21 protein-coding genes are annotated in these 25,994 nt (G+C 73.4%); 4 read left to right on the plus strand and 17 right to left on the minus strand.

What is annotated here, in order from left to right; translation table 11 throughout:
- Positions 1–55: 55 nt before the first annotated feature.
- The 5 genes from OG906_RS04565 to eccD form a co-directional block, all read right to left on the minus strand.
- The gene (locus OG906_RS04565; RefSeq protein WP_329440198.1) at positions 56–523 is read right to left on the minus strand and encodes a type VII secretion system-associated protein; all 468 of its coding nucleotides are present in this window, start codon (positions 521–523) and stop codon (positions 56–58) included.
- 172 nt (positions 524–695) lie between these two features.
- A complete protein-coding gene (locus tag OG906_RS04570) occupies positions 696–1,016 on the minus strand; it encodes a WXG100 family type VII secretion target (RefSeq protein WP_150521411.1) in 321 nt (106 codons plus the stop codon).
- 100 nt (positions 1,017–1,116) lie between these two features.
- Positions 1,117–1,452, minus strand: a complete 336-nt coding sequence (locus tag OG906_RS04575; protein ID WP_329440200.1) for a hypothetical protein — start codon at positions 1,450–1,452, stop codon at positions 1,117–1,119.
- Positions 1,453–1,714: 262 nt separating this feature from the next.
- A complete protein-coding gene (eccB, locus tag OG906_RS04580; RefSeq protein ID WP_329440202.1) occupies positions 1,715–3,190 on the minus strand; it encodes a type VII secretion protein EccB in 1,476 nt (491 codons plus the stop codon).
- A gap of 17 nt (positions 3,191–3,207) precedes the next feature.
- Entirely contained in the window at positions 3,208–4,608 is a 1,401-nt protein-coding gene (gene eccD, locus OG906_RS04585; protein ID WP_329440204.1) for a type VII secretion integral membrane protein EccD, read from the minus strand.
- A 180-nt stretch (positions 4,609–4,788) separates the two neighbouring features.
- Between eccD and eccCa the strand changes: the two genes are divergently transcribed.
- A complete protein-coding gene (gene eccCa, locus OG906_RS04590; protein ID WP_329447924.1) occupies positions 4,789–8,745 on the plus strand; it encodes a type VII secretion protein EccCa in 3,957 nt (1,318 codons plus the stop codon).
- Between the two features lie 13 nt (positions 8,746–8,758).
- Here the strand turns inward: eccCa and OG906_RS04595 are convergent, their stop codons facing one another.
- On the minus strand, positions 8,759–9,940 hold the full coding sequence (locus tag OG906_RS04595; protein ID WP_329440206.1) for a S8 family serine peptidase: 1,182 nt from the start codon (positions 9,938–9,940) through the stop codon (positions 8,759–8,761).
- Positions 9,941–10,136: 196 nt separating this feature from the next.
- Between OG906_RS04595 and OG906_RS04600 the strand changes: the two genes are divergently transcribed.
- Positions 10,137–13,436: a right-handed parallel beta-helix repeat-containing protein gene (locus tag OG906_RS04600; protein WP_267798860.1), complete on the plus strand. Its 3,300-nt coding sequence runs from the start codon at positions 10,137–10,139 to the stop codon at positions 13,434–13,436.
- Between the two features lie 41 nt (positions 13,437–13,477).
- On the opposite strand, the gene OG906_RS04605 is transcribed toward OG906_RS04600, so the two are convergent.
- The 7 genes from OG906_RS04605 to OG906_RS04635 all read right to left on the minus strand — a co-directional run bounded on the left by OG906_RS04605 (position 13,478) and on the right by OG906_RS04635 (position 20,041).
- Positions 13,478–14,020 carry a DoxX family protein gene (locus OG906_RS04605; RefSeq protein WP_329440208.1) on the minus strand — a complete coding sequence of 181 codons (543 nt, stop codon included), beginning with the start codon at positions 14,018–14,020 and terminating at the stop codon, positions 13,478–13,480.
- Between the two features lie 148 nt (positions 14,021–14,168).
- The gene (locus tag OG906_RS04610; RefSeq protein ID WP_329440210.1) at positions 14,169–15,194 is read right to left on the minus strand and encodes a pyridoxal-phosphate dependent enzyme; all 1,026 of its coding nucleotides are present in this window, start codon (positions 15,192–15,194) and stop codon (positions 14,169–14,171) included.
- Positions 15,115–16,179: a GHMP family kinase ATP-binding protein gene (locus OG906_RS04615; RefSeq protein ID WP_329440212.1), complete on the minus strand. Its 1,065-nt coding sequence runs from the start codon at positions 16,177–16,179 to the stop codon at positions 15,115–15,117. Before OG906_RS04615 ends, OG906_RS04610 begins: the two co-directional genes overlap by 80 nt.
- Positions 16,176–17,051 carry a Rossmann-like domain-containing protein gene (locus OG906_RS04620; RefSeq protein WP_329440214.1) on the minus strand — a complete coding sequence of 292 codons (876 nt, stop codon included), beginning with the start codon at positions 17,049–17,051 and terminating at the stop codon, positions 16,176–16,178. Before OG906_RS04620 ends, OG906_RS04615 begins: the two co-directional genes overlap by 4 nt.
- 11 nt (positions 17,052–17,062) lie before the next feature.
- Positions 17,063–17,854, minus strand: coding sequence for an ABC transporter ATP-binding protein (locus OG906_RS04625; RefSeq protein WP_329440216.1), 792 nt, complete (start codon positions 17,852–17,854; stop codon positions 17,063–17,065).
- A complete protein-coding gene (locus OG906_RS04630; RefSeq protein ID WP_329440218.1) occupies positions 17,851–19,011 on the minus strand; it encodes a FecCD family ABC transporter permease in 1,161 nt (386 codons plus the stop codon). The genes OG906_RS04625 and OG906_RS04630 overlap by 4 nt, the downstream gene beginning before the upstream one ends.
- Complete coding sequence (locus OG906_RS04635; RefSeq protein ID WP_329440224.1) at positions 19,001–20,041, minus strand: ABC transporter substrate-binding protein; 1,041 nt, start codon at positions 20,039–20,041, stop codon at positions 19,001–19,003. Before OG906_RS04635 ends, OG906_RS04630 begins: the two co-directional genes overlap by 11 nt.
- A 198-nt stretch (positions 20,042–20,239) precedes the next feature.
- Between OG906_RS04635 and OG906_RS04640 the strand changes: the two genes are divergently transcribed.
- Positions 20,240–21,475, plus strand: a complete 1,236-nt coding sequence (locus OG906_RS04640) for an MFS transporter (RefSeq protein ID WP_329447925.1) — start codon at positions 20,240–20,242, stop codon at positions 21,473–21,475.
- Positions 21,476–21,744: 269 nt separating this feature from the next.
- Here OG906_RS04640 and OG906_RS04645 read toward each other — a convergent pair whose 3' ends face one another.
- From OG906_RS04645 to OG906_RS04655, 3 genes are all read right to left on the minus strand, one after another.
- The gene (locus OG906_RS04645) at positions 21,745–22,107 is read right to left on the minus strand and encodes a transglycosylase family protein (protein ID WP_329440226.1); all 363 of its coding nucleotides are present in this window, start codon (positions 22,105–22,107) and stop codon (positions 21,745–21,747) included.
- A gap of 252 nt (positions 22,108–22,359) precedes the next feature.
- A complete protein-coding gene (locus OG906_RS04650; protein ID WP_329440232.1) occupies positions 22,360–23,322 on the minus strand; it encodes a sensor histidine kinase in 963 nt (320 codons plus the stop codon).
- On the minus strand, positions 23,319–24,119 hold the full coding sequence (locus OG906_RS04655) for an MEDS domain-containing protein (RefSeq protein ID WP_329440234.1): 801 nt from the start codon (positions 24,117–24,119) through the stop codon (positions 23,319–23,321). The genes OG906_RS04650 and OG906_RS04655 overlap by 4 nt, the downstream gene beginning before the upstream one ends.
- 197 nt (positions 24,120–24,316) lie before the next feature.
- Here OG906_RS04655 and OG906_RS04660 point away from each other — a divergent pair, with 197 nt between their 5' ends.
- Entirely contained in the window at positions 24,317–24,571 is a 255-nt protein-coding gene (locus tag OG906_RS04660; protein WP_329440235.1) for a hypothetical protein, read from the plus strand.
- An 80-nt stretch (positions 24,572–24,651) separates the two neighbouring features.
- Here OG906_RS04660 and OG906_RS04665 read toward each other — a convergent pair whose 3' ends face one another.
- Positions 24,652–25,878: a PP2C family protein-serine/threonine phosphatase gene (locus tag OG906_RS04665; RefSeq protein ID WP_329440237.1), complete on the minus strand. Its 1,227-nt coding sequence runs from the start codon at positions 25,876–25,878 to the stop codon at positions 24,652–24,654.
- Between the last annotated feature and the right edge of the window lie 116 nt (positions 25,879–25,994).

A 25,994-nucleotide genomic window follows, 5' to 3' on the forward strand; every position in this document is an offset into this window, starting at 1 on the left:
TCCGGGGAGTCGGGCGGACGGGAGGCGGGACGGCGGGGGCCTGTCCGGGGCCTTGCTAGTCGTCGTCCTCGTCATGGCCGCCGAGGGATCCGTCGACGTCGGAGAAGATGTCGAGGAACTTGTCCCCGTCGATCTTGGCCAGATTGTCGCCCTGGGCCTTGAGGAGGGTGTCGATGCTGGTGCGCAGATTGTCGTCGATGTCGTCGAAGAGGAGTTTCTGGTCCTCCAGGACGGTGGTCACGGACCCGATGAGGTCTTCGACCGCCTTCTTGATGTGTTGGCCGTTGGTGGCGCCGTCCTTGGCCATTCCCCCGATGGTGAGGGGAAGTTCGGCGCCCGGCAGCACCCAGTCGCCGTGGGCTCCCGTGGACAGCAGGGCGTCCAGCGCCGGTACCACCGCACCGTCCGGGCCCACGCCGTCGCCCGTGATCTTCTTGATCTCGGCGATGAAGTTCGCGATGTCGTTGTTGAGGAAGTTCTCCAGCCAGGCCTTGTCCAGGTTGACCGGGGTGTTCTCCGCCATGTCCCGCTCCTGATCCCGCTCTTGCTCCTGCCGGCGCTCCGGCCGGTGCTGCCGGTCCGGCCACCGGCTCCGCCGGGTCGTCCGCCGGCCGGCCGCCGGGTCGCGGGGAGCGCTCTCTGCGCGCCCCGCGGACCGGTGGGCCCGTGCCGGCTTCGGGGTTTCGAGGGCCGGGTCAGCGGCCGATGCGCACGTCTCCCCACATCTGGGTGAGGGACTTCTCGCTGTACTGGTAGTTGTCGGACACGTCGGTCAGCAGTCGGGAGTGGTTCGCCAGCAGGTTCTTCATCGCCTCGACAGCGTTGTCCCACGCCTGCTGCTTGGTGTTGTAGACCTGACGGTCCTCGCCTTCCCAGGTCTGCTTGAGCTCCTGGAGCTCGGCTTCGAGGTTGGCCAGAACGCCGGCGATCGCCTTGGTCTGGGTGACCATGTCGTCCGCCGCGTTCGACATGTGCCGGTAGTCGACGTAGATGTGACCGTCGGTGAAGTCGCTCATCGTGGGGCCTCGTCTCACAACTGGAGGGGGACAGGAAGGGAGTCGGTCCTCGCGGTACCGGGCCGGCCGGAAGGCGGTCCGGTCCGAGAAAATGGCCTGATCAGCCGCTGAGCGTGTCGAACACCGACTGCGACTGGTTGTACGCGGTGGTGATGCTCTCGTTGTTGGACCCCTGGGTGAGTCCCTGGGTGCGCAGCGTCTCGTTCAGGGTGTCGACCATGTCCCGTACGTTGCGCGAGATGATCTCCGCCTGGTCGTCCCACAGCTTGAGCAGGTCCTGGAAGGCCTTGCCGTCGGAGCCCTTGAGGCCGGAGGACAGGTTGAACTTCATGTTCTCCACGCCCTGTCGGCAGTTCTGCACGCCGGTGAACGCCTGCTCCAGTGCCATGATGCCGTTCCGGGTGGCCTGTTCCTGTGACTGCTGGAAGCCTGCCATGTGCCGCACCTCCTGGTGATGGTCACCGCCGAGTCCCGCAGTGACGCCGGGGGCGGCGCCTGCGGACGGCCGTCGTCAGTCGACAAGGTACTCAACTGGGCTGTCAAGAACCCCAGTTGTCGTCTGCTGCAACATGGCCGCAACCTGGATTCTCAGTGATGCCATGTCAAGAATCCAGCTTCGTAGGCCACGGACCCTGCATTTTGCGTCAACTACACGGACAGGACGCCTGTTCCTCCCGGGCGGTTCTCCGACGCGTCGCTCACGGTCGCCGCGCGGTATCGGATACGGCGCCGCCGGCCGGGCAGGGCGTCGCGGTGGTGGTTCCGCGACCGGCAGCGGCGGCCCCCGGGCTGAGGTCTGGTCCGGTGGGGAGCATCGCCAACAGCGGTGAGGGCAGCCCCCGGGCCTGACCCCCGGAGTAGCCGAGGGCTGTGAGCGTGTCCGCCCCGACGATCCGGTACTTCATGCCGCTGTCGGTCACCAGGTAGAGCGTGGAACCGATCTCGCCGCCGCCGGCGCCCAGCGCGCGCACCAGGGCGCCGCCGCCCGGCCGGACCGTGATCCGCTCGACGGCCGTGCAGGCCGGGGTCAGGCCGTCCGGGGCGGGCTGCGCGGCCGGGCCGAGGCCGGCCGCCGGGGAGAGCGCGACGCTCACCCGGCTGCCCGCGCCGCCCGACTCGATCCGGGCACACGCCGTCGACCGGGTCGCGGGGACGACCGCCCGGGGCGGCGCCTCGGGCAGATCGGTGGCGGCGCCCCGGGCCGGCAGGGGGGCGGTACGCCCGTCCAGGGCGTCGGCGCCCAGCTCGGCGGCGGCCGGGGCGGCGCCCTCGTACGCCGTGAGGCGGGTCCTCGGATCGCCCAGGACCAGGGCGGCGCCCGTCGCGGTGAGCGGGGCGAGGCCGTCCTGGCGCAGCAGGTAGTAGCGGGCGGTCGAGCCGGGCACCGTGATCCGGAAGACCTGGCCGACGCGGGTCTCGCGGCCGGCGAGCCGCGGCCCGGCCGTGCCGCGGCCGGTGACCTCCGGCGGGGTCAGGTCGGGCCCCTCGGGCAGGGCGTTGAGGAAGGCCGCCGAGACCCGTGTGCGGGGCCGGGCGTCGTACCCCAGGGCCTGCGCGGCCTTGACCTCGTCGCCCAGGCGCAGCCGGCTGCCGCGCCACACCAGGTACTCCGCCCGGTCGGGGCCGACCACCAACAGGGCCTCGTCGTCGCCGAGCCCGCGGCCGCCGGTGGGCGCGCCGACCGCGAGGACGGTGGTGGCGGGGCCGCCCGGGGTGCCGGAGCACACCTGCCAGGGCCCGGTGTCCAGGCGGTCGGCGGTGGGCAGGGTGTCCGGTGCGCCGGCGATGCCGGCGGGCGCGCCGCGCGGGGTGTCGGCGAGGGAACGGCTCCCGACCGAGGTGACCTTGAGGTCGGCGCCGGCGAGCAACCGCGCGGAGGTGTAGTTGCGCACGGGCCGGAGCCGGCCGTCCAGGTAGAGGTAGCGCGAGCCGGTCTCCTTGGCGACGACGAGGGTGCCCGGCTGCCGCCAGGAGTCCTTGGTGCCGGGTTTGAACAGGCCGAACACGAACGCCCCGGCCGACAGCAGGACGGCGATGACCACGCCGATGGCGATGCCGCGGTTGGTGCGTCCCTGCGGGCTCTCCGGGGCGTCCGGGTCGCTGCGGAGCATGGCGGAGGTGAGACGACCCATGACGAACATGTGGGCCTGGACCTGGTCGCGTTTCGACTGCACTGTGCCGCTCCCCCGGATCAGCCGTTGAGGGACCGAAGGGCCCCGTAGACGCCGAGCACCCACAGGACCAACGGCAGCAGGGCGATGGCCGCCGCCGAGTGGAACAGTTCCGCGGCGCGGCCCCAGTACGGCACGAGCCGGCGGCCGGGCACGGTCCAGGAGGCGATGGCGAGCGCGGCGGCGCCGGCGAGCAGCCCCACCACGAGCAGGAGCCTGCCGGACGGTGTGTGGGACGCGGCGGCGGCCCACACCAGCAGGACCGGTCCCCAGATGCCCGGCACCACCAGGGACATCCGCTGCCACACGTTGCCGAGTCCGCGGGAGTGCAGCAGGAGGAGCAGTGCGAGTACGGCCGAGGCGCACACTTCCGCGAGCCCGGTGTGGCGGGCGAGCACGGTGAGGCAGCCGGTGCAGACCAGCCCGACCGCCCCGTACAGGGAACTCATCCAGCCGTCGGCGAGCACCGACCGCGCGGTGACCGTGCCCGTCGGGTGGGGTTCGATGCCCTCCTGGAGCTGCTGTGCGTTGGTGGGGAGCGGTGGCATCCGCAGGCCCGCCATCCGGAAGGAGAGCGAGGGCACGAACGCACCGAGGAGGACGGCGAGGAGGGCCGTCACCGCGACGGCCTCCCCGAGCGGCAGCCCGGCGACGAGCATCACGGCGCCGGTCAGCGCACCGAAGGCGGCGAGCACGGCGGGGGCCAGGAAGAGCGCGGCGTACGCGGCGACCGCGGCCAGCGCCAGGACCGTTCCGCCCGCTCCGGCGACGGACGCGGCGAGCAGCCGGGCGGCCAGCCCCTCCTGGCCGTGCGGGCCGGTGACGGCCCCACCGGGCAGGAGCCATCCGGCGAGCGCGAGGTAGGGGCCGGCCATCAGGCCCAGGGCGGCTCCGGCGCCGCCGTCACCGACGGCGCGGGCCGCCGCGGCGGCTCCGGCGAGGAGCAGCAGCGCCGCCACGGCGGCGCACACGGCGCGCGTGTCGCCGGAGCCGCCCGGCAGGGCGAGGACCGCCAGGCCGGCGAGGAGCGCGGTGACCGCGGAGGCGCGCAGCAGGGCGCGGGCGGCTGCGGGGGTCCAGCCGTGGGGTTGCCGTTGGAGCGCCGTGGCGATGCCGTCCACCAGGTCGTCCAGGTGCACTTCGGGCAGGGCCTCGGTCCGGGGGCGCAGGTAGAGGGTCTCGCCGTCGCGCAGGTCGAGGGAGTCGAGGGTGCGCTCCTCGTCCAGTGGCTCGCCACCCAGGCGTTGGAGCACCCAGCCGCCGTGGTCGATGCCGGCTTCCGCCAGGTCGTCCCCGGCGTAGCCGAGGACGGCGGGCAGCAGATCGGCCACCGGAACGTCGGCGGGGACGGCGAGGTCCACGGTGCGGGCGGGGGCGCGTACGGTCAGGCGACACAATCCGGCCACCTGGTTGTCACTCATCGGTCTGGCTCACGCCTCTCCGGGTTCGATCGGCAGGCCAACGGGCGCCGACGGAGCGCTGGTTGGGCCTTGGGCGGTCAGCACGAACGATCGTAGTATCACTCACCTGTCCGAGGTATTCGCCGTCTGTGCGTGTGGCGACGCCCGCGACCCCTGGTGCGAGGAGTCCGTTCGGTGAGTGTGGTGCTGTTCCGAAGGCCGGCCCGCAGGCGTGGCCCGGAGATGCCGGACGGGGAACTGACCCTGCAGGAGCCTCCCGTGCTCCCGGAGGTGGTGCCCGACTCGTCGGCCGTGTGGACGTATCTGCCGATGGCGCTGATGTCGGTGTCGATGATGCTGATGTTCATCCGGCCCGGGGCGGCCGGTGGCGGCGGGTTCATCTACCTCGCGCTGGGGATGATGGTGATCGCCTCGGCGGCCATGATGCTGGGCCAGGTCATGCGCCGCAACAGCGAGCGCAAGCAGCGACTGAAGGGCGAACGGCGCGACTACCTGCGCTATCTGACGCAGACGCGCCGCAAGGTGCGGGCCGCCGTCATCGACCAGCAGCGCGCCCTGGCCTGGCGGCACCCGGACCCCGCCGCCCTGTGGTCCGTGGTCGGCACCACCCGCCTGTGGGAGCGGCGTCCGCAGGACGAGGACTTCGGCGAGGTGCGGGTGGCGGTCGGCGACCAGAAGCTGGGGCTGCGGCTGAACCCGATGGCGACCAGTCCGGTCGAGGACCTCGAACCGCTCGCCGCCCACGCGCTGCGCAGCTTCATCCGGGCGTACGCGACCGTGCCGGACCAGCCGATCGCGATCAACATGCGGGCGTGGGCGCGGGTGTTGTTCCGGGGCGACGAGGAGCACATACGCGCCCTGGCCCGCGCGCTCGTCGCGCAGTTGGCCGCTTTCCACTCCCCCGACGACCTGTGGATCGCGCTGTGCGTGTCCGACGAACGTCGCCCGGAGTGGGAGTGGGCGAAGTGGCTGCCGCACCATCTGCATCCGCAGGAGACCGACGGGGCGGGGCCGGCGCGGATGACCGGGTCGGCGCTCGGTGAACTGGAGGACCTACTGGGCGCGGAGTTCCTGGAACGTCCGCCGTTCGACCCGGAGTCGCTGCCCGGCCGGGAGGAGCCGTTCACGGTGATCGTGGTGGACGGCGGCACCGTCCCCGGCGGGCACCGGCTGGACGGGCCCGGGCTGCGCAACACGGTGGTGCTCGACCTGACCGGGGCGCTGAGTTGGCGTCCGGGCCGGGTGACGCTGCGCTTCGAGGTGGCCGACGGCGACTTCCGGCTGGTGCGCACGGACCGTGACCGCAAGGAGCAGGTCGCACCGCTGGGCCGGCCCGACGCCTTCGGTACGCGGGGCGCCACGGCGCTGGCCAAACGTCTGGCGCCGTACCGGATGGGCATCGGCACGGACAGCGCCGAACCCCTTTCGACCGACGTGGAGTTGACCACGCTGTTGGGCATCTCCGACCTGTACGGGCACGCGGCGGACACGCTGTGGCGGCGCGGGACGGGGCCGAGCCGGCTGCGGGTGCCGATCGGGGTGGGCGCGGACGGGGTGCCGGTGGAGCTGGACATCAAGGAGTCCGCGCAGGGCGGCACGGGTCCGCACGGCATGCTGATCGGCGCGACCGGCTCCGGCAAGAGCGAGCTGCTGCGCACCCTGGTTTTGGCGTTGGCGCTGACCAACTCCTCGGAGACGCTGAACTTCGTCCTGGTGGACTTCAAGGGTGGGGCGACCTTCCTCGGTCTGGACGAACTGCCCCACACCTCGGCGGTGATCACCAACCTGGCGGACGAGGCGGCGCTCGTCTCGCGCATGCAGGACGCCCTGCACGGCGAGTTGATCCGCCGCCAGGAGCTGCTCAGGGCCGCCGGGAACTACACGTCGGCGTTGGAGTACGAGAAGGCGCGGGCCGCCGGGACCCCGCTGGCCCCGTTGCCGAGCCTGTTCGTGATCGTCGACGAGTTCAGTGAACTGTTGGCCGCGCACCGGGAGTTCATGGAACTGTTCGTGATGATCGGCCGGCTGGGCCGCAGCCTCGGCGTGCACCTCCTGCTGGCCTCGCAGCGCCTGGACGAGGGCCGGATGCACCAGCTGGAGAGCCATCTGTCGTACCGGATCGGGCTGCGCACCTTCTCGGCCATGGAGAGCCGCGGGGTGCTGGGGGTACCGGACGCCTACGAACTGCCGTCGGCCCCGGGCGGAGGCTTCCTCAAGTCCGGGGTCGACGCGCTGACCCGGTTCCGGGCGGCGTACGTATCCGGGCCCTACCGGCACCGCAGGGGCGGCGCGAGCCAGGCGCGGGCCGCCGGCCAGACCGTGCCGTGGAGCACGGGGTACGTGGTGCCGCGCACGGTGCCCGACCTGCCGGCGCCCGAGCCCGAGGCGGAGGAGAGCGGCGACTCGCTGCTGTCCGTGGCCGTGGAGCGGCTCCTCGGCGCGGGCCCGCCGGCGCACGAGGTGTGGTTGCCGCCGCTGGACCTGCCGGCGACGCTCGACCAGATCCTGCCGCCGCTGACGCCCGACCCGGAGCGCGGTCTGACCACGGCGGACGCGCCGGACCGGGGGCGACTGAAGGTGCCGATCGGCATCGTGGACCGGCCCTTCGACCAACTGCGCGACCTGTTGACCGTGGACCTGTCCGGCGTCGGCGGGCACATCGCCGTGGCCGGTGGCCCGCAGAGCGGCAAGAGCACCATGGTGCGCACCATCCTGGCGTCCCTGGCGCTCACCCACACTCCGCGCGAAGTGCAGTTCTACTGCCTGGACTTCGGCGGCGGCACCCTGTCGGGGCTGGCCGGGCTGCCGCACATGGGCGGTGTCGCGGCGCGCATGGACGGCGAGCGGGTGGGCCGGACGATCGCCGAGGTGACCACGCTGCTGGCGGCCCGGGAGAAGTTCTTCCTGGAGCACGGCATCGACTCCATGGCCACGTTCCGGCGCCGCAGGGCTGCCGGCGAGTTCACCGCCGAGGACCACGGCGACGTGTTCCTGGTCATCGACGGCTGGTCCACGGTGCGGCAGGACTACGACCGTCACATCCCGACCTTCGGCGCCATCGCCGCGCGCGGCCTGAACTACGGCGTGCACCTCATCGTGACCACGGCGCGTTGGGTGGAGCTGCCGTCGGCGGTGCGGGACCAGGCGGGCACCCATCTGGAGCTGCGGATGGGCGACGCCATGGACTCCGAGATCGACATCCGGCGGGCGGCGACCGTGCCCCGGGTGCCCGGCCGGGGGCTGACCCGGGACGGCAAGCTGCACTATCTGACCGCCCTGCCCCGCATCGACGGCGGCGAGCGGACCGACGACCTCACGGAGGGCGTGGCCGGTCTGGTCGCGGCCGTCCGGGAGAGCTGGAGCGGGCCGCCGGCCCCGCAGGTACGGATGCTGCCGACCGAGCTGCCCGTGGCGGAGCTGCCGGCCCCCGAGGGAGACTTCCGGGTGCCGCTCGGCCTGGAGGAGGACGAACTGGCCACCGTGTGGCACGACTTCAGCGAGAGTCCGCACATGATCGCGGTCGGGGACACCGAGAGCGGCAAGACCAACCTGCTCCGGCTCGCGGCCCGGGCCATCATGGACCGGTACACGCCGGCCGAGGCCAGGATCATGGTGGTGGACTACCGGCGCGAGCTGGTGGAGGCGGTCCCGGACACCTACCGGCTCGGGCACGCGGTGTCCATCGACGCGCTGAAGGACCTGGTGGACGGCGCGGCCCGCGCGGTGCGGACCCGGGTGCCGGGGCCCGACATCGCCCCGGCCCGGATGCGGCTCGCGGACTGGTGGACCGGCCCCCGGCTGTTCATCCTCGTCGACGACTACGACATGGTGGGCAGCAACCCCGCGAACCCGCCGTTCGAGCCGCTGCTGCCGCACCTGTCGCTGGGTTGGGAGGTCGGCCTGCACCTGATCGTCGCCCGCTCCGCGAGCGGCGCCGGGCGCGGCATGGGCGACGCGCTGATGCGCCGCCTCCAGGAGGTCAACACGCCTTCCCTGCTCTTCTCCTGCCCGCCGTCCGAGGGGTACGTCCTCGGCAACACCAAGGGCCGGCTGCTGCCGCCCGGACGTGCCACCCGCATCGCCCGGCGCCGCACGGTGCAGGTCCAGACGGCGTTCCTGGGGGACCCGGAATCCTGAGGGGGTCCCCCGGTCAGCCCCGGCCCGGGGGGCGCCACCGGCGGGCCCGTCCCCGGGGGACCACCACCGCGGCGGCGGCGACCAGGAGCACCAGGCCCCCGCCCGCCGCGGCGACCACGAGGGCCCGCTGCCGGGGTGCGGCGGGCGCCGGGTCCGGCACCCGGGCGGGTTCGGGGCGCGGGCCCGGGGCGGCACGGTCGGTCAGTACGGCCGTCAGGGCGGCGTACGGGTCCAGTCGCGGCGTCGTGTCCGGATAGCCGGACACGACGAGCCGGTCGCGGACCTGGTCGGCCGTCAGCTCGGGGTGGCGCGAGCGGACCAGGGCCGCCGCCCCGGCGACGTGGGCGGCGGCGAGCGAGGAACCGGAGCCGAGGTAGTGGCCCGCGCCCCGCGGTCCGGGGCCGACCACCGTGTCCCCCGGCGCCGCCAGGTCGGCGCCCACGGCCGTCGGCGCGCGGTCCGGGCGCCCGCCGCCGGGCCCGTAGTCCATGACGGACAGGGCGTGCGGGGCGGCCGCGGGCCAGTACCAGGGCTGCGCCGGGGGGCTCGCGCCGCCGGCATCGGGGGGCAGGTCGGGGGCGAAGGGGGCGACGACGAGGGCGTCCTTGCGTGCCGCGTACGCGACCGCGTCCGTGAGGACGCCCGCTCCGGTCGCCAGCGCGGAGGCGACGTACACCACCCCGGCGCCCTCGTCGGCGGCGGCGCGGATGGCGCCGGCCAGCGACTCCGGTGTGGCGACGCCGCGTTCGTCGGTGCCGCGTACCGCCAGGAGGCGCGCCGCGGGCGCCACGCCGACCGTGCCCACGCCGGGCAGTGGCGCGCCGGCGATCAGCCCGGCGGCGAAGCTGCCGTGGCCCACGCAGTCCTGGTCCGCCGGACCGAGGTGGCGGACCCGGCCGGCGAGCGACGGGACCCCGGCTCCCACCCCGGTGTCGACCACCGCGACGGTCACCCCCGCGCCCTCGGACACGCGCCCGGCGCGGGCCAGGCCGAGCGCCCGCACCGGCCAGGGCTCCACCTCGGCGACCTGCCCGGAGGCCGCCGCGCAGGGTTCGTCCGCCGCCAGCGAGGAACGGACCACGGGCAGGGCGATGGGGTCGGAGGCCGCCACCGCGGGCGCAGGCCACGCCGCGGAGAGCATCACCGCGGCCAGTGCCGCCGCCGAGGCCGGTGCACGGGAAAGCGCGTGTCTCATGGCGCGCATCCTAGGCCGTGTGCCCTGGTGTGCAACGCGGCGCCCGACAGGGCACATTCGGCCCGCATCCGATGGCCGCGGCGTGAACTGGCCTGCTCCACCTGGTAGATCACCGTCCCCCTCACGTAGCCTGCAAGCGGTGCGTCGCGTCGTCCCCACAGGGGGCGGAGACGACGTCGGAGCGAGGAGGACCAGCGTGTCACGGCAGTTGCTCACCGTCAGCCCGGAGGAATCCCAGGGGTTCCGGACCATCGGTGAGGCCTTGGCACAGGCCCGCACCGGAGCGGTGATCCGCGTACGACCCGGCCGGTACCCGGAGAACCTGACGGTCCGCAACCGGGTCACGATCGTCGCCGACGGCGAGCGCGGCAGCGTCGAGATCTGCCCGCGCCGCGGCAGCGCCGTCTCCCTGATCGCCGACGCCGTGATGCTGACCGACCTCACGCTGCGCGGCGGCACGGAGGACGTGCCGGTGGTGGACGCGGTGCGCGGCCAGGTCGCCATGGACGGCTGCATCGTCGTCGGCTCCGGGTGGACGGCCCTGCTGGCCCGGGAGTCCGGGTCGCTCGCGGTGCGGGACTGTCGGATCAGCAACCCGGTCGGGGCGGGTGTGGTCGACACCGCGCCGACCGGGACGGTGGTCGCCGGCTGCGTCATCGAGAACCTCGGCACCTCGGGCGTGGTCATCGGCGAGCAGGGCCGCACCACGGTCCGCGACTGCCGCATCCGCGACGCCCGGGGCAACGGGGTGCTCGCCAACGGCGAGGCGCAGGGAGTGGTGGAGGACTGCGAGATCACCGGCACGGAGAAGCCCGCCGTGGCCCTGGAGGGCAGCAGCGCCACCCGTGTGCTGCGCACCCGGATCCACGGCGCGGCCGTGGGCGTCTATGTGACCAGCGACTCCCGGCCGGTGCTGGAGGAGGTCACCGTCTCCGACACCAACGGCCCGGGCATCGTGGTGGCTTCGGGCGCCGCCCCGGAACTGGTGCGCTGTCGCACCTCACGGACCAAGGGGAACGGCCTGGCCGTCACGGAGCGGTCCCGGGGCGTGTTCCGGGAGTGCGAGTTCGACACGGCCGGCGGCCCGGCCGTCCGGGTCATAGGTTCCGGCGCGCCCTCGTTGACCGACACCACCGTGCGGGACTGCGCCGATCCGCTGGGCGCCGTGGTGTTGGACGAGAACTCGGCGGCCGAGTTCGACCGTCTGCACGTCGCGGACGCGGCCGGCACCGGGATCCTGATCCGCGGCGGCGCCAACCCGCTGCTGCGGCACGCCCGCGTGACCTCCGCGGGAGGCCACGGCGTGGAGGTCGTGGACGAGGGTCGCGGCCGGCTGGAGCTCTGCGAGATCGACGGCGCGGGTGCGTGTGGGGTGCGGATCGCCTCCGGCGGCAACCCCCACCTGCGGGACACCGCCGTCCGCGCCTCGGCGGACACGGGCGTACGGGTCGGTGCGGACGGGCTGGGCACCGTACGGGACTGCCGCGTGCACGGTTCCGGCGCGTCCGGTGTCGGGGTGGACAAGGGCGGTGAACTGTCGCTCCTGCGTACCGAGATCACCGACTCGGGAGCCCATGGGGTGATGGCCTCCGACGGCGCCCGACTCGCGCTGGACGCCTGCCTGGTGAGCGGCAGCCTCGGCGACGGCATCCGGGTGGACAGCGCGGAGCCGATCACCGCGACCGGTTGCGCGGTGCGGGACAACCGGGGCGCCGGCCTGAAGCAGACCCGGGCCGGCGACCGACTCACCGTGGAGAACCTGACCAGCGCGGGCAACGGCACGGCCGACGCGTGGGGCGCCGAAGCGGCCGGGGTCGGGGAGTCGCGGGGTCCGTCCCGTGTCGCTCCGCGCGGTCCGCAGGAGGAGCTGGAATCGCTGATCGGCCTCGCGGACGTGAAGCACCAGGTGAAGACGCTGGTCAACCTGAACCAGCTCGCGCAGCGCCGGTCCCGGCTCGGCATGCCGATGCCGCCGATGAGCCGCCACCTGGTGTTCTCCGGCCCGCCCGGAACGGGCAAGACCACGGTGGCCCGGTTGTACGGCGGCATCCTGACCGAGTTGGGGGTGCTGCGTTCCGGCCATCTGGTCGAGGTGTCCCGGGCCGATCTGGTCGCCCAGGTCATCGGCGGCACGGCCATCAAGACGACGGAGGCGTTCAAGGAGGCCCTGGGTGGGGTGCTGTTCCTGGACGAGGCGTACACGCTGTTGTCCGACGGCAAGGGCGGCGGCGCCGACTTCGGCCGGGAGGCCATCGACACCCTGCTGAAGCTCATGGAGGACCACCGCGACGAGGTCGTGGTCATCGCGGCCGGCTACACCGACGAGATGGCCGCCTTCCTGGACTCCAACCCGGGTCTGGCGTCCCGGTTCACCCGCACCATCGACTTCGCGAACTACTCGGTGGAGGAGCTGGTCACCATCACCGAGCGGATGTGTGAGGCCCACCACTACGCGCTGGACCCGCGCACCCTCGACGCCCTGGCCGGCCACTACGGCCGGATGGAGCGGGGCGCCGCCTTCGGCAACGGCCGTGCGGCGCGCCGGGTGTTCGAGGAGATGGTGGACCGACAGGCCTTCCGGTTGGGCTCGATGGCGGATCCCGCCGAGAGCGACCTGTCGCTGCTGCTGCCCGAGGACGTGGCCGTCGAGCAGGGGGGCGCCGCACGGGACGCCGACAGCTCCGAGGAACTGCTCACCCGTCTGGAGGGCATGATCGGTCTGTCGGCGGTGAAGCGGGCGGTGACCGACCAGGTGCATCTGCTCGCCACCGCCCGGCAGCGGCGGGCCGCCGGGCTGCCCGCGCCCAGGATCAGCCAACACCTGGTGTTCTCCGGGCCGCCCGGGACCGGCAAGACGACGGTGGCCCGGCTGTACGCGGGCATCCTGCACTCCCTCGGGGTGCTGCCCAAGGGCCAGTTGGTGGAGGTGGCGCGCACCGATCTCGTCGGCAGGTACGTCGGCCACACCGCGCAGCTGACCAAGGAGGTCTTCGAACGGGCCCTGGGCGGTGTGCTGTTCATCGACGAGGCGTACACGTTGACCCCGGAGGGCTCGCCGTCGGACTTCGGGCGGGAGGCGGTGGAGACGCTGCTCAAGTTGATGGAGGACCACCGTGACGAGGTCGTGGTCATCGCCGCCGGGTACACCGCCGAGATGCGCCGCTTTCTGGACTCCAACCCCGGGCTGACCTCGCGCTTCACCCGCACGGTCGAGTTCGAGGACTACACGGTGGAGGAGCTGGTGGGGATCATCACCGCGCAGGCCGCCGACTCGGGTTACGACTGCCCGCCGCCGACGGTGGAGGCGCTGCGCGCGTACGTGGCGGCGCTGCCGCGCGACCGTTCGTTCGGCAACGCCCGCACGGGACGCATCCTGGTGGAGGAGATGATGACGCAACAGGCTCGCCGGCTGGGTGCGTTCACGGCTCCGGGCCTGGACGATCTGCGGCTGCTCCTCCCGGAGGACCTGCCGGGCTCCCGGCCGACGCCGGTGTGAGGCGACGCGGCCGGGCGCCGCGCGCCCCGGCCGGTGGGGTGTCAGTCCCGGACGAGCAGGACGACGAAACCCACGACGACCCCGAGCACCAGCCCGAGGACGGAGTACCGGGGCCTGGACTCGCTCAGCACGGGAAGGAAGCGGTCGACCGAGAAGCGGCCCGGCCCGGTGAGGGTGAGGGCGACGACCCCGGCCAGCAGGGCCAGTTCGAGTTCCACTCCCCTGGGGGCGAAGAAGCTGTTCACGCCGCGAACGGCGAGGATGTTGACGAAGGTGCCGATCAGGACCGCTCCGGCGAGCGGGGTGAGCAACCCGAGGGCGAGGCCGAGGCCGCCCAGGGTCTCGGAGAGACCCGCGATGACGGCCATGGCGTCGCCGGCGGGGTAGCCGCTCATCGTGAAGCCCTTGCCGGTGGCGGTGAGACCGGGACCGCCGAACCAACCGAAGAGTTTCTGCGTGCCGTGGCCGGCCATGGTGAGACCGACGGTGAGCCGCAGGACCAGCAGGCCGACGTCGTGGGTGGCGGTGGTGGCGGGAGCCGGGAGCGTGCGCAGGTTCCCGTAATCCCGTCGTTCGTAGGCCATGAACGTCCGTTCTTCGTCTCCGGCGGGTGGCTGCCACCCTATGCCTCCCGTCCGGAATGTCCTGGTAGTGACGTCGCCGCTGTCGCCCGAACGTGCCGGCGGCGCGGCGCCCTCGGCCCCGTGTCGGTCGCCCCGCGCGTCGTCCCGGTCATCCCCGCCCGGGGAAGCCGTTCGCCCGCGCGTCCGCCGGGGCCCGCTCCCAGTCCATCCGGCACCAGGGAAGGACGAGGTCGGCCTGCGCCGTGACCGGTCGGGGGGCCAGGGAGTCGATCGCGACGGCCTCCCGGTGGCGGGCGTACACGGTGTCCACGTAGCGGTGGCCGGTGTCGGCGGCGACGAAGAGGACCGTACGCCGCGGGGACCGCGCCCGTTCCCAGCGGGCGGCGAGGTAGGCCGCCCCGGAGGACAGCCCGGCGAACACGGCGTGTCTGCGCAGCAGGTCGACACTGCCGGCGAGGGCGGCGTCGAAGGACACCCAGTGGAGCGTGTCGTAGGACGCGTGGCCGACGTTGCCGAAGGGGATGGAGCTGCCGATCCCCGCGATGATGATCTCGGGGTCGCTCACGTGACCGGCGCCGAAGGTGACGCTGCCGAAGGGCTGGACGCCGACGAGTTCGACGCCGGGCGAGTCCTCGCGCAGGTAGCGGGCGAGGGCGCCGGTGGAGGCGCCGGATCCGACGCCCCCGACGACGGTGAGCTCGTCCGTGCCGGTGGACTCCCGGATCAGGCCCGCCACGGCGCGGTAGCCCAGGTAGTGGATGTCGTCGTGGTACTGCCGCATCCAGTGGTATTCGGGGTGTTCCGCGAGGATCTCGTGGATGCGCTCGACGCGGCGCTTCTGGTCGAGCTTGAGGTCGTCGCAGGGCTCCATCCGCTCCAGGGTCGCCCCGAGCACGGCGAGCTGGGTGCTCAGCGTGTGGTCGACCGTCGCGGAGCCGACGATGTGACAGCGCATCCCGTGGCGGTGGCAGGCCAGGGCGAGGGCGTGGGCGTAGATGCCGCTGGAGCTGTCCACCAGGGTGTCTCCGCGCCGCACCGCGCCGGTGTCGAGCAGGTGGCGTACCGCGGCGAGGGCGGAGACGACCTTCATCGTCTCAAAGCGGAGACAGACGAGCCGGTCGTCGAGGCGTATCAGGTCGGGTCGGCCGATCGACTCGGCGATGTGCTGGTCCACTGCGGAACTCCTTGCTCGCGGGGAGGGTGGTGGGGGTGGAGAAGACGCGGGTGGTGGGAATCGCCCGGTGTTCCAGGGCCCGGACGCAGCTGTTGATCCGGCGCCGGAGGCCGGGGGCGGCCGGGTCGAAGAGCACGCCGGCGACGGCGCCGCTGTGCGCGATCTGGACGCCCGCGGCCCCGAAGCGCGCGGCGACGTCGGTGAGGCTCTCGAACTCCGGGTGGCACAGGACCTCCTGCCCTCGCCGGGCGCTGGCGGTCGCAACCTCGCCGAGCAGGGCGACATCGCCCGTGGCCACGGCCTGCCGCAGCAGGACGCGCAGCCGTTCGCAGGCGCGCACGTCGCCGTCGTCGTGGGCGCGGACCGGCAGGGAGAGCGTGTCCACGGGTGCGCCCGCGCCGAGGGCGCAGCCCACGACGACGACGGGTGGCAGGGCGCGGCCGAGGACTTCCAGCACCCGGCCCTCGCGCTGGGCGAAGAGCACGGGGCGGCCGTCGAGCATCAGCGGATCGCAGGCCAGCTCCGCCCGGACGGCCAGCCGGGCGATCGTCTCGGGCGGCAGGCGCGTTCCGTAGGAGTCCGCGACCGCCCGCACCACGGCGACGACGTCGCTGCTGGAGCTGCCCATGCCGAGGCCGACGGGGATGTCGCCGGTGATCCGCAACTCCCCGCCGCAGGGGGGTTCCGGGTGCCCGGGCGCGCACGCGGCCATGGCGAGGGCCGCCGCGCGGGCCGCCTTGGTGCGATCGGCCGGCACCACGGTGATCTGCTGCGGGGAGGTGCCCGGGCGGCGGGTGAACTCGGCGCGGCTGCCCGGCCCGGGCAACGGCAGGGTGACCAGGCCGGCGCAGCGTCGCCCGGTGTCGTCGAGGAAGACGCCTTGCAGGATCTCGCCGTGGTGGCCGGGGGCGTGTCCGGTGCCGGTACGGCGGGCTTCGGGACGCAGCCCGGTGCCGGGCGTGCTCCGGCGGGCCGCGGGGGTCATGCCCCGGCCTCGGCGCGGTAGCGGTACAGGGCGGTGGGGTCGGCGCTGAACTGGGAGAAGGGGAAGGGTTCGGCGGACAGGGCGGTGACCCCGGAGCCCAGGAAGGCGCGCGCCACGGCGCTGCCGCTCTGCGCGTACACGACGAGGGGCACACCCCGGGTGCGGCAGCGGTCCAGGATGGTGTCGAACGAGCCGTTGCCCAGGGTCATTCCGGTGGCGACGACGACGTCGGCGCGCTCCAGTACCTCGTGCATGTCGCCGGTGACGGGATCGCCCCAGCGGGTGGCCTTGAGGTTGAGGTCGCACGGCAGCGGGTCGCCGCCGCGTTCGCGGATCGCCTCGACCAGCGGGTCGACCACGCCGATGAGGCCGACCTTGGCGCCCTCCTCGATGGTGAGCAGTCCGGCGATCGCCGCGTCGCGGGCCCGCGCGCGGACTTCGGGGGTGCCGGCGGGGAGGACGACCCGTTCGGCGCCCGTGCCCCGTCGGGTGTCCGCGTCGGCGTCGTTCGCGTCCGCCGCCTCGCGGTGCGGGCGCCGCTCGGCGAGGTAGGCGTCGAGGGCGGCGATCCTCAGCGGGCGTGGGCCCTCGCGGAGCAGGACGTCGAGCGCGGTGCCCGAGGCGTCGCGGCAGACCGACGGGTCGATCTCACCGGCCTCGAAGGCGCAGGCACCGAAGGAGCCGCCGAGGCGCACCAGGACGTACTGGTTGAGGTAGGTGGTGTGGCCGCCGGCCAGCCGGGTGCCGTGATGGATCCAGAAGACGCTGGTCGCGACGAGGTCGGAGGGCAGTGGGCCGTGTTCGCCGTTCAGGACGGCCTCGACGAGGGCGTCGACGGACGGCAGGGGTGTGGTGGTCGTCGGGGTGGTCATGGGGTTCCTTGTCACGGGGTGGGTCGGGGTGTGGGGGCGGGGAGGGGGCCGTGGTAGACGAGCGCGGGACGGCCCAGCCGGTCGGTGGTCAGTTCGGCGTCGACCTCGAAGGTCTCGGCGAGGTGCTCGGGGGTGAGGACCTCGGCGGGGCTGCCGGAGGCGACCAGCCGCCCGGAGCGCATGAGCACCAGGCGGTCGCAGTACCGGGCGGCCAGCGAGAGGTCGTGCAGGGCGACGAGGACGGTCTGGTCGGTGCGGGACAGGAGTTCCATCAGCTCCAACCGGTGTTTCACGTCGAGGTGGTTGGTGGGCTCGTCCAGGAGCAGCGCGTACGGCTGCTGGGCGAGTGCGCGGGCGATGTGGGCGCGCTGTCGTTCGCCGCCGGACAGGGACTTCCAGGAGCGCCCGGCGAGGGCTGCGAGCCCGACGCGGTCCAGTGCGGCGCCGACGATCGCCCGGTCGGTGTCGCTCGGAGGGCGCCATCGGTCCCGGAAGGGGGTCCGCCCCAGTCCGACGACGTCGGCGACGCGCAGGTCGGTGTCGAGTCCGCAGTCCTGCTCGACGAAGGCCAGCCGGCGCGCGATCCTGCGGGCGCTCCAGTCCTGCACGGGCAGGCCGTCGTAGCGGACCGTGCCGGCGTCGGGCGCGCGCAGCCCGGCGAGGCAGCGCAGGAGGGAGGACTTGCCGGAGCCGTTGGGGCCGATCAGTGCGACGCTCTCGCCGGCGGCCACGTCCAGATCGACGCCGCGTACGACGGGGGTGCCCGACGCCGACCAGCCCAGTCCTTCGGCGGTGATCCTCACAGGTCTCCCCTCCTGCGCAGGACGGCGAGGAACAGCGGTACGCCGATCAGGGCGGTGAGCACGCCCACCGGTACCTCCCGGGGAGCGAAGGCGACGCGGGCCAGGGCGTCGGTCCACAGGAGGAACACGGCGCCCGCGAGCGCCGCGCAGGGGAGCAGCACCCGGTGCGAGGGGCCGACGAGGAACCGTGCCCCGTGGGGCACGATCAGCCCCACGAAGCCGATGGCACCGACGGTGGCGACCGCGACCGAGGTCAGCACGGCCGTCACGACGAGCAGGAGCATCCGGGTGCGTCGTACGCCGATCCCCAGGGACGCGGCGGTGTCCGCGCCGAACGCGAGAGCGTCGAGGGCGTTCGCGCACAGCCATGCGGCGACCAGCCCCAGCGGTGTGACGATCGCGCAGACCACGACGGCGTCCCAACGGGCAGGGGCCATCGAGCCGAGCAGCCAGTGGGTGACGGCGCGCGTGGTGTCGGCGTCCGCCGAGGACATCAGGATCAGCGAGGTCAGAGCGGTGAAGAGCTGTCCTACGACGACGCCCGTCAGCACGATGCGGACCGAGTCCAACCCCGTGCGGCGCAGCAGTACCGTCAGCAGGGCGAAGGACAGGAGCGCCCCGGCGAGGGCGCCTCCGGTGACCCCGAGGGCGCCGACGCCGGCCAGGGGCAGGACGACCACGACGACGGCTCCGGTCGACGCGCCGCAGGACACGCCGAGCAGGTACGGGTCGGCGAGCGCGTTGCGGGTGACGGCCTGGAGGACGGCGCCGCAGACGGCGAGGGAGGCGCCGACGAGAGCGGCCATCAGGACCCGCGGCAGCCGCAGGTCCCAGACGAGCGAGTCGGTCAGCGGTGGCAGCGGCTCGTTGCCCAGGCCCAGGTGCGTGCCCAGGACGCGGGCGAGGTCGCCCCATCCCACGGGGGCGGTGCCGATGCGCAGGGCGACCGCCACGGAGGCGGCCAGGACGAGGACGGCGCCGACCACCGGCCACGCCCGGACCGGTGAGGTCCGGCCCACCGGTGGCGGGGCACCGGCCGTGGTCGTGCCGCCGCCGGGCGATGCCGTCCCGGCGGCGGGTGCCGACGATTTCTCCCCGCGAGCGGTCGGGTGCAGCAGGTCCGACGGTCCCGGGGGGCCGGCGAGGTCAGCGGACATACCCGAGGTCCTTCATGCCCTCGGCCAGCAGGCCCAGCGCGTGCACGGAGCGCACGGAGGGGTCCAGCTCGATGCCCGGCACCACGATGATCTTGCTGTCGCGTACCGCCGGCAGCTTGGACACCAGGGGGTCCGCGGCCAGCGCGGCCCGCTTCTCGGCGGCGCTGTCACCGGGGCGTCCGCGCTCGGACAGGTCGCCGATGACGATGAAGTCGGGTGCCCGCTCGGCGACTTCCTCCCAGGAGACCTCCGGCCAGTCCTCGTTCACGTCGTCGAAGGCGTTCCTCGCGCCGACGATCCGGCTCATCTCGTCGGGCAGGCCGGTCTTCCCGGCGACGTACGGCATGCCGTTGAAGACGGAGTAGAGGTAGACGACGGAGGGCTTCCTGCCGTCGCGGGCGGCGGCGGAGGCGTTCTCGCCGGCCTTCGCGACGGCGGCGCGCTGCCCCTCGGCGAGCTTCGCCGCCCGCTCCTCGACACCGAAGACCTTGCCCAGCCGCTCGTAGTCGGAGAAGAGCAGCTCGAAGGGGGTCATCCCCGGCTCGTGCGACCGGGGGCAGTCCACGGCGCTGACGAAGGTGGGCACGTGGAGGGCGCCCAACTCCTCGCGGGTTCCGGCGCGGTCGCCGGTGTACAGGTCGACGGAACCGGCCAGGACGAAGTCCGGTGCGGCGGCGCGGAGTTGCTCGCCGGTGGCGATCTTGGGGGCGATGACCGGGATCGCGGCGTACGCGTCCCGGTACCGATCGGGGATCTTCGTCTTGAGGTTGGCCGTCCCGGCCATCCGGTCCTGGAGTCCGAGTTCGAGCAGGGTCTCGGTCGAGGTCTGGTCCAGGGCGACGGCCCGCTTCGGGGGCTCGCCGAGGTCGAGCTCGCGCCCGCAGCTGGTGACGGACGCTCCCCCGGCGGGCGATGCGGGGTCGTCGCCCGCAGCCGCGGGATCGTCGCCGGCGGTCGAGCAACCGCCGGTCGCGAGAAGGAGGGTGAGGGTGGCCGCGGTCACGAGCCGGGCGCGGTGGTGTGGACGCATTCGAGTCTCCGATCGGAAAGAGGGCGTGGCTGTCGCCGTGCACTGCCGTGGTCACCCACGGGGCAGGAGCACCACGTTCGAAGAGTACTGTAATGGTTATCGTTTTCATTAACACCCCCGGGGCGGCCCTCGTGAGGCGCGACCCGACCCCTGCCGACCGATGAGGAGCACCGCACCGTGACGACCACACCCGCCCCCATGACACCCAGGACCGCCCCGCCGCCCCCGCGTTCCGTCCTGCGCGACCCCGCCTTCCTGCGCCTGTGGGCCGGGACCACCGCGTCCGGACTCGCCACCTGGGCGTTGCCCTTCGTGTTGGGCCTGGCGGTCCTGCACCGCGAACTCGGCGCGGCCGGCCTGGGACTGGTCCTCGCCGCGCGCACCGCGGGGTTCCTCGGGGCCGTCGCCGTCGGAGGGGTACTGGCCGACCGTCACTCCCGCCGGGCGGTCGTGCTCTGGTCGGCCCTCGCGGCGGCGGTCGCGGCCCCGCTCCTCACCGTCGGCCTCGGCCGCTCACTCGTCCTGATGGCCCTCGCCGCGGCCCTCGCGGGAGCCGGTCAGGGAGCCTGCCGCCCCGCCTTCCAGGCCCTCACCGCCGAGGTCGTCGACGCGGATCGCCGACAGCGGGCGAACGCCGCCATGTCCCTCTCGGTACGGACCTCCACACTGGCCGGGCCCGCCCTGACCGCCCTGCTCGCGGCCTTCGTCGACGTGCGGACGCTCCTTTTGGGGATCGGCCTGCTCTGGCTGGTCGCCGCCTTCGTGCCGGGCCGGGGGGCCTCCCCGGATCCGTCCACCGAACGGCCGCCGCACGTGTCCTTCCGCGCCGAGTTCATCGACGGCATACGCGAGGCCCGACGCCACCCCTGGTTCCTCGCCGGGCTCGGAGCCCTGACGGCCGTCGTCGCGCTGGGCTACTCCGCCACCAGCGTCGCCCTGCCCCTGATCAGCCGCGACCGCTACGGCACGGAGTGGGTCCTCGCCGCGGCCATGACCGCCTACACGGTCGGCGCGCTCGGCGGCGCCCTGCTCACCACACGCCGGCGGCCCCGCTCCCCTGGCTGGATGGCGTTCGCCGGCCTGGCCGCCTACGGCTTCGCACCGCTGAGCCTGATGCTGCCGGTGCACCCACTGGTGGTCATCGCCGCCTACGTGGTGGCCGGGATCGGGATCGAACTGTTCAACGTGCCCTGGTTCACGGCCGCCCAGCGCGAGGTCGCCCCGGACAAGCTGGCGCGCGTCTCCTCCCTGGACTTCCTCGTCTCCTACGGCCTGGCCCCGGTCGGCCTCGCCCTGATCGCCCCGGCCATCGACGCCTTCGGGGTCACACCGGTGCTCGCCGTCTGCGCCGCGGCCTGCTTCCTCGTGCCCGCCGCCGCGGCGCTGGCACCCACGGCCCGCCACTTCGGGCGCCCGTCCACGGCCGCCGGCTGACCGAACGGCCCCGGCCGCCGTCCCCGGCCGGGGCCCCGCCACCACCCGCGTCGGCGCCGAACGCGCCCGCGCGGCGATCCGTACCGTCCGCCGTGTCCCAACCCCGCCTGATCAGTGCCGAATCGACGCCCGTGCGGCGCAAGGCGGTGCGGTGGCAGGGAGGTGGAGCGGTGGCTCGGTCGGGCTCGTCAACCCCCGCCGGGCGTCGGCGTGTCCGGCCGAGACCTCCCCGACAGGGCGGCCCCGTCGCCCTGTCGGGACCTGGGCCCTCAGTGGCGGCGTGCGCAGGTCCAGGCCCCCATGCCCTGCATCCTGGCGAGTCTCTTCGCCGTGGCGATCTGCTCCGCCTTCGTGGCGAGGTCGGCGCGTGGTGCGTATCTGCGGCCCCCTGCCGCGTTCCAACTCGACTGGGTGAACTGCAAGCCGCCGTAATGGCCGTTGCCGGTGTTCGTCCGCCAGTTCCCGCCGGACTCACAGCGGGCGATGGCGTCCCAGTCGGCGTTCGGTTTGGAGTGGACCGCAGCGGCATGAGCCCCGGAGACATCCAGGAAAGCCGCAGTCAACACGACTGCGGAGGCCAGTAGTTGGCCCATCATGCTCCGGCTTCGGAGGTTCTTCCGGTTGCGCGACATCAGTCCTCCTTCGCTGTTGGGGCGGACCTGCCACGAACAGCGGGCGGGCCCGCGTACGACCGTCCTCGGGTCGTGGCCACAGCACAGCACAGGCCGGCGCGCTTCCAGCGGCACTTGCGGTCGGCGAAAGAATGACGCCACCCGAACGGACGCTCCGGGCTCCCCATGAGGCCACCCCGGCGCAGAAACGTTCCTGCTTCCGAGGGACGGCCGCGGGACCCGGCGGCGGGCAGCCCTCAGCCGTGCGCGACGCTACTTCGGTACGTCGATGTGGAGGCGGACCGTCGTGCCCTGCTCGCGGGTGGAGCGGATCTCCACGAGGTCGCACAGCTGCTGCGCGAGCCAGAGGCCCCGGCCCCCGATCTGTTCCGGTTCGGGACGGGTGCGGCCGACCATCACATCGGGGATGTAGCCCGAGTCGCGGAACTCGCAGAGGAAGGTCGAGTCCTGGGCCCAGGTGCGCAGGGTTCCGTTGCCCCCGCCGTGGCGGATGCTGTTCGTCGCGATCTCCGTGACGGCGACGGCCAGCTTCGGCAGCCGGTCCGGCGGGACGCCCGCGTCGGACGCGCACTGGGACACCTTCGAGCGGATCGCGGCCAGGTCGCCGTGCGCGTAGCTCAGCTCCTGGAACGGATCGCACGGGTCGGCCAGGACCTCGAAGGGGTAGTCCTCGCCGGTGAGGAAGCCGTCGTTGCGCACGTACCGCCCGTCCCGGCGGATCAACGGGTGACAGCGGGACAGGGACCGCAGGGCTTCCTCGTCCTCGTCGGCCGCGTCGTAGGGGCACAGCATCGACCAGGTGGAGCTGCGCGCGAAGGCCCGGTTCAGGAGCCACTCGTGGTGGCGCAGCTCCGAGAGGTGGGCGGCGTTGCGCGCCTGGCGCCAGGCGGTCTCGCCGATGCCCCGCACCGGCCGGTCGCCCTCGCCCCGCTCCCTCATCCACGCCGTCCAGGCGGCGACGAGCCGGCCGGGGTTCGGTCCGGCCGTCGTGGTGTCGACGAAGGTGACGGCGGGCTCGTCGGCGAGTTCGCCGCGCAGGAGTGACGCCTTGTCCGTGGGGACGGCGACGACCACCGCCTCACCGCCCTCCAGCGCCTCGTGGATGAAGCCCAGGGTCCCGGACAGGAACTCCGCCTCCCCTCGATAGGGGTACAGCTCGTGGTGGAACGGGTCGCCGTCGCGATCGGACGGCTTCGAGGGATGAATAGTGCTCATGCGGCCATCACCACCGGCACTCCGGGGGCCGCGTAGCCCGCGAGTTCCCAGCACAGGCGCACGGTCTCATTGGCGCCCTCCACCAGAATACGGCGGTCCGGAAGGTGGCGGGCAGCGTCGACGAGCGCGTGCATCCCGGCGGCGTCGATCATTTCGAGCGTGTCGAAGCGGAGCCTGATCTTCGGCGTGTTCCGTACTGCGGCCCGCACCGCGGCGTTGAACGTTGCCGCGCAGTCTGAGTCGATCACTCCGTCCACGCTCCACCCGTCGGCGCCTGTGCTGAACATCCGGAAGGTCGGACGCTGTGCGCGCGTGCCCATCTCGTGCGGATGCACGCACGCGATCCGCTCCAACGCGGCCGCGTCCCACAGCGAGGGTCTGAAGGCGCAGACGACGATGGCGCCGCTCTCCGCGGCGAACTCGTCGAGCCGCAGTTCCTGCGCCAGCAGGTCCTCGGCCCCGTCGGGCGCCGACCCGGGCACGCGCTCGGTGAGGACGCGTACCGAACGGAATCCCTGACTCGTGGCGGTACGGACCTCCCGACGGACCGCGGCGAGGATCGACTCGGAATCCGCCGTCCTGGGGAAATCGAGGATCACCGCGGCGGACGGCAGGGGCTTCGCGGAACGCGGGAAGCCGGTGGGGCCGATGACCAGGACCTTGTCGCCGTACAGGGCTCCGTCGGCCACGTAGGCCCGCGCGTCCGAGAGCAACGTCGCGGAGGGCCGCATGAGCCGGCAGACATGGTCACCGAGCTCGACCTCGTCCAGCGTCGCCAATGTCCGCGCCGCGCGCACCTACGCCCCCTTCCGGTCTTCCGACCCGTCCCACCGACCCGAGTACCTCACATTACCGGGCGTCCGTGACGACGAACGGTGATCGACCGACTGCGGGACGACTTACACCCCGCCGCTCGACCGCTCCCGACCGCTCCCCGCGCACCGGGCGCCGACCGGGACGTGCGCGCGTGGCGTCACTCCGGGTGGGGCCCGAGGTGCGTGGAAATCCGGCCGTCTTTCCGTCCCCGGACCGCATCGTGCTCGACCGGCCGGGCACCCCTCACATCAGTTTCGGCCACGGGATCCACTACTGCCTGGGCGCCCACCTGGCCCGCCTCGCACTCGAGACGGCCCTGGAACGGGTGACGGCCCGGCTGCCGGGCCTGCGGCCGGCCGTGCCGCAGGAGGAACTGCGGTGGCGCTCCGAGGAGTTCTTCAGCGGTCTGCGGTCCCTGCCCGTCACCTGGTAGGGACTGCGTCGCGGCGTGGGGACTGCGTCGCGGCGTGGGATCACGGGCGGCTCGCCCGCCGTTGTCCGCCGGCGCCGTGTTCAGAGTCGGACGACGACGAGGGCGGTGTCGTCGGTGGAGCCCCCGGGCGGGAGGAGGTCCAGGAGGATGGCGTCGGCGAGGGCCTCGGGGTCGCTGCCCCGGTGACGGGTGAGGGCCCGGGTGAGGCGGGCGAGGCCGACGTCGATGTCCTCACGGCGACGCTCCACGAGTCCGTCGGTGTAGAGGACCAGGGTGTCACCCTCGCCGAAGCCGGTGACGGCCTGGGGACGTGGCACGTGTTCCGGGCGGGCACCGAGCGGGGGGTCGGTGGCCTGGTCGAGGAACTCGACGTCGCCGCGGAGGTGGAGCAGGGCGGGCGGGGGGTGCCCGGCGCTGCTGTAGGCGAGGGTGTGGGTCTCCCAGTCGATGTACGTCTCGACGGCGGTGGTGTTTTCGGCGCCCTGGACGGAGCGGGCGTACAGCCCGAGGACCTCCAGGGCCCGGGCGGGCCCGTCGGCGACGAGGGAGGCGGCACTGAGGGCGCTGCGGAGCAGTCCCATGACGCCGGCGGCGTGCAGGCCGTGGCCGACGACGTCACCGACGGCCACCGCGATGCGGTCGCCGGGCAGGTCGACGAGGTCGTACCAGTCGCCGCACACGTTGAGGGCGCCGACCGCCGGCCGGTAGCGGACGGCCGCGCGGTGGTGGCCGATGTCGCCGGGGGCGGGCAGCATCGCCTCCTGGAGGACGAGGGCCACCTCGCGTTCGCGACTGTGGGCCTGGCGCAGGCGATCGTTGACCTCCTGCAGTTCGCGGGCGCGGGTGTACAGCTCGGCTTCCAGGACCCGGGCGCGACTTCCGTCGGGGGCACCGCGCGCCACGATGAGCTCGGTGACCTCCGCCACCCGGTGCACGATCAGGACGACCCGGCCGTCGGAGTCGAGGACGGGGGCGTTGACCGGGCTCCAGTACCGTTCCTGCCACTCGCCGGGCCGCTCCGGGGACTCGACGTCGTAGCGTTGCAGGGCCATGGTGTCGCGCTCACCGGTGGCGAGGACCCGCCGGAGCGAGGCGTGCAGGTTGTGGACGCCGCTGGCGCCGACCTGGTTCGGGTTGTCGGGGAACACGTCGAACAGGTAGCCGCCGATCACCTGCTCGCGGGTGCGACCGGCGGTGCGCAGGAACTCCTCGTTCGCGTCCAGGAACACCAGGTCGGGGCTCAGCAACGCCACCATGCCGGGCAGCGTCTGGAACACCGCCGCGTAGTCGATCTCCGGATCCGTCATGCCCAGCCCGCCTCAGCGCCGGCCCACCCCCGGTGATCCCCACGATAGGGCCCGGCCGATGTTCGCGCCGCCCCGCGCTCGCGGACGTCCGGTCGATCAACCAGACATATAACCCG

The sequence above is a fragment of the Streptomyces sp. NBC_01426 genome (assembly GCF_036231985.1).
Lineage (GTDB): Bacteria > Actinomycetota > Actinomycetes > Streptomycetales > Streptomycetaceae > Streptomyces.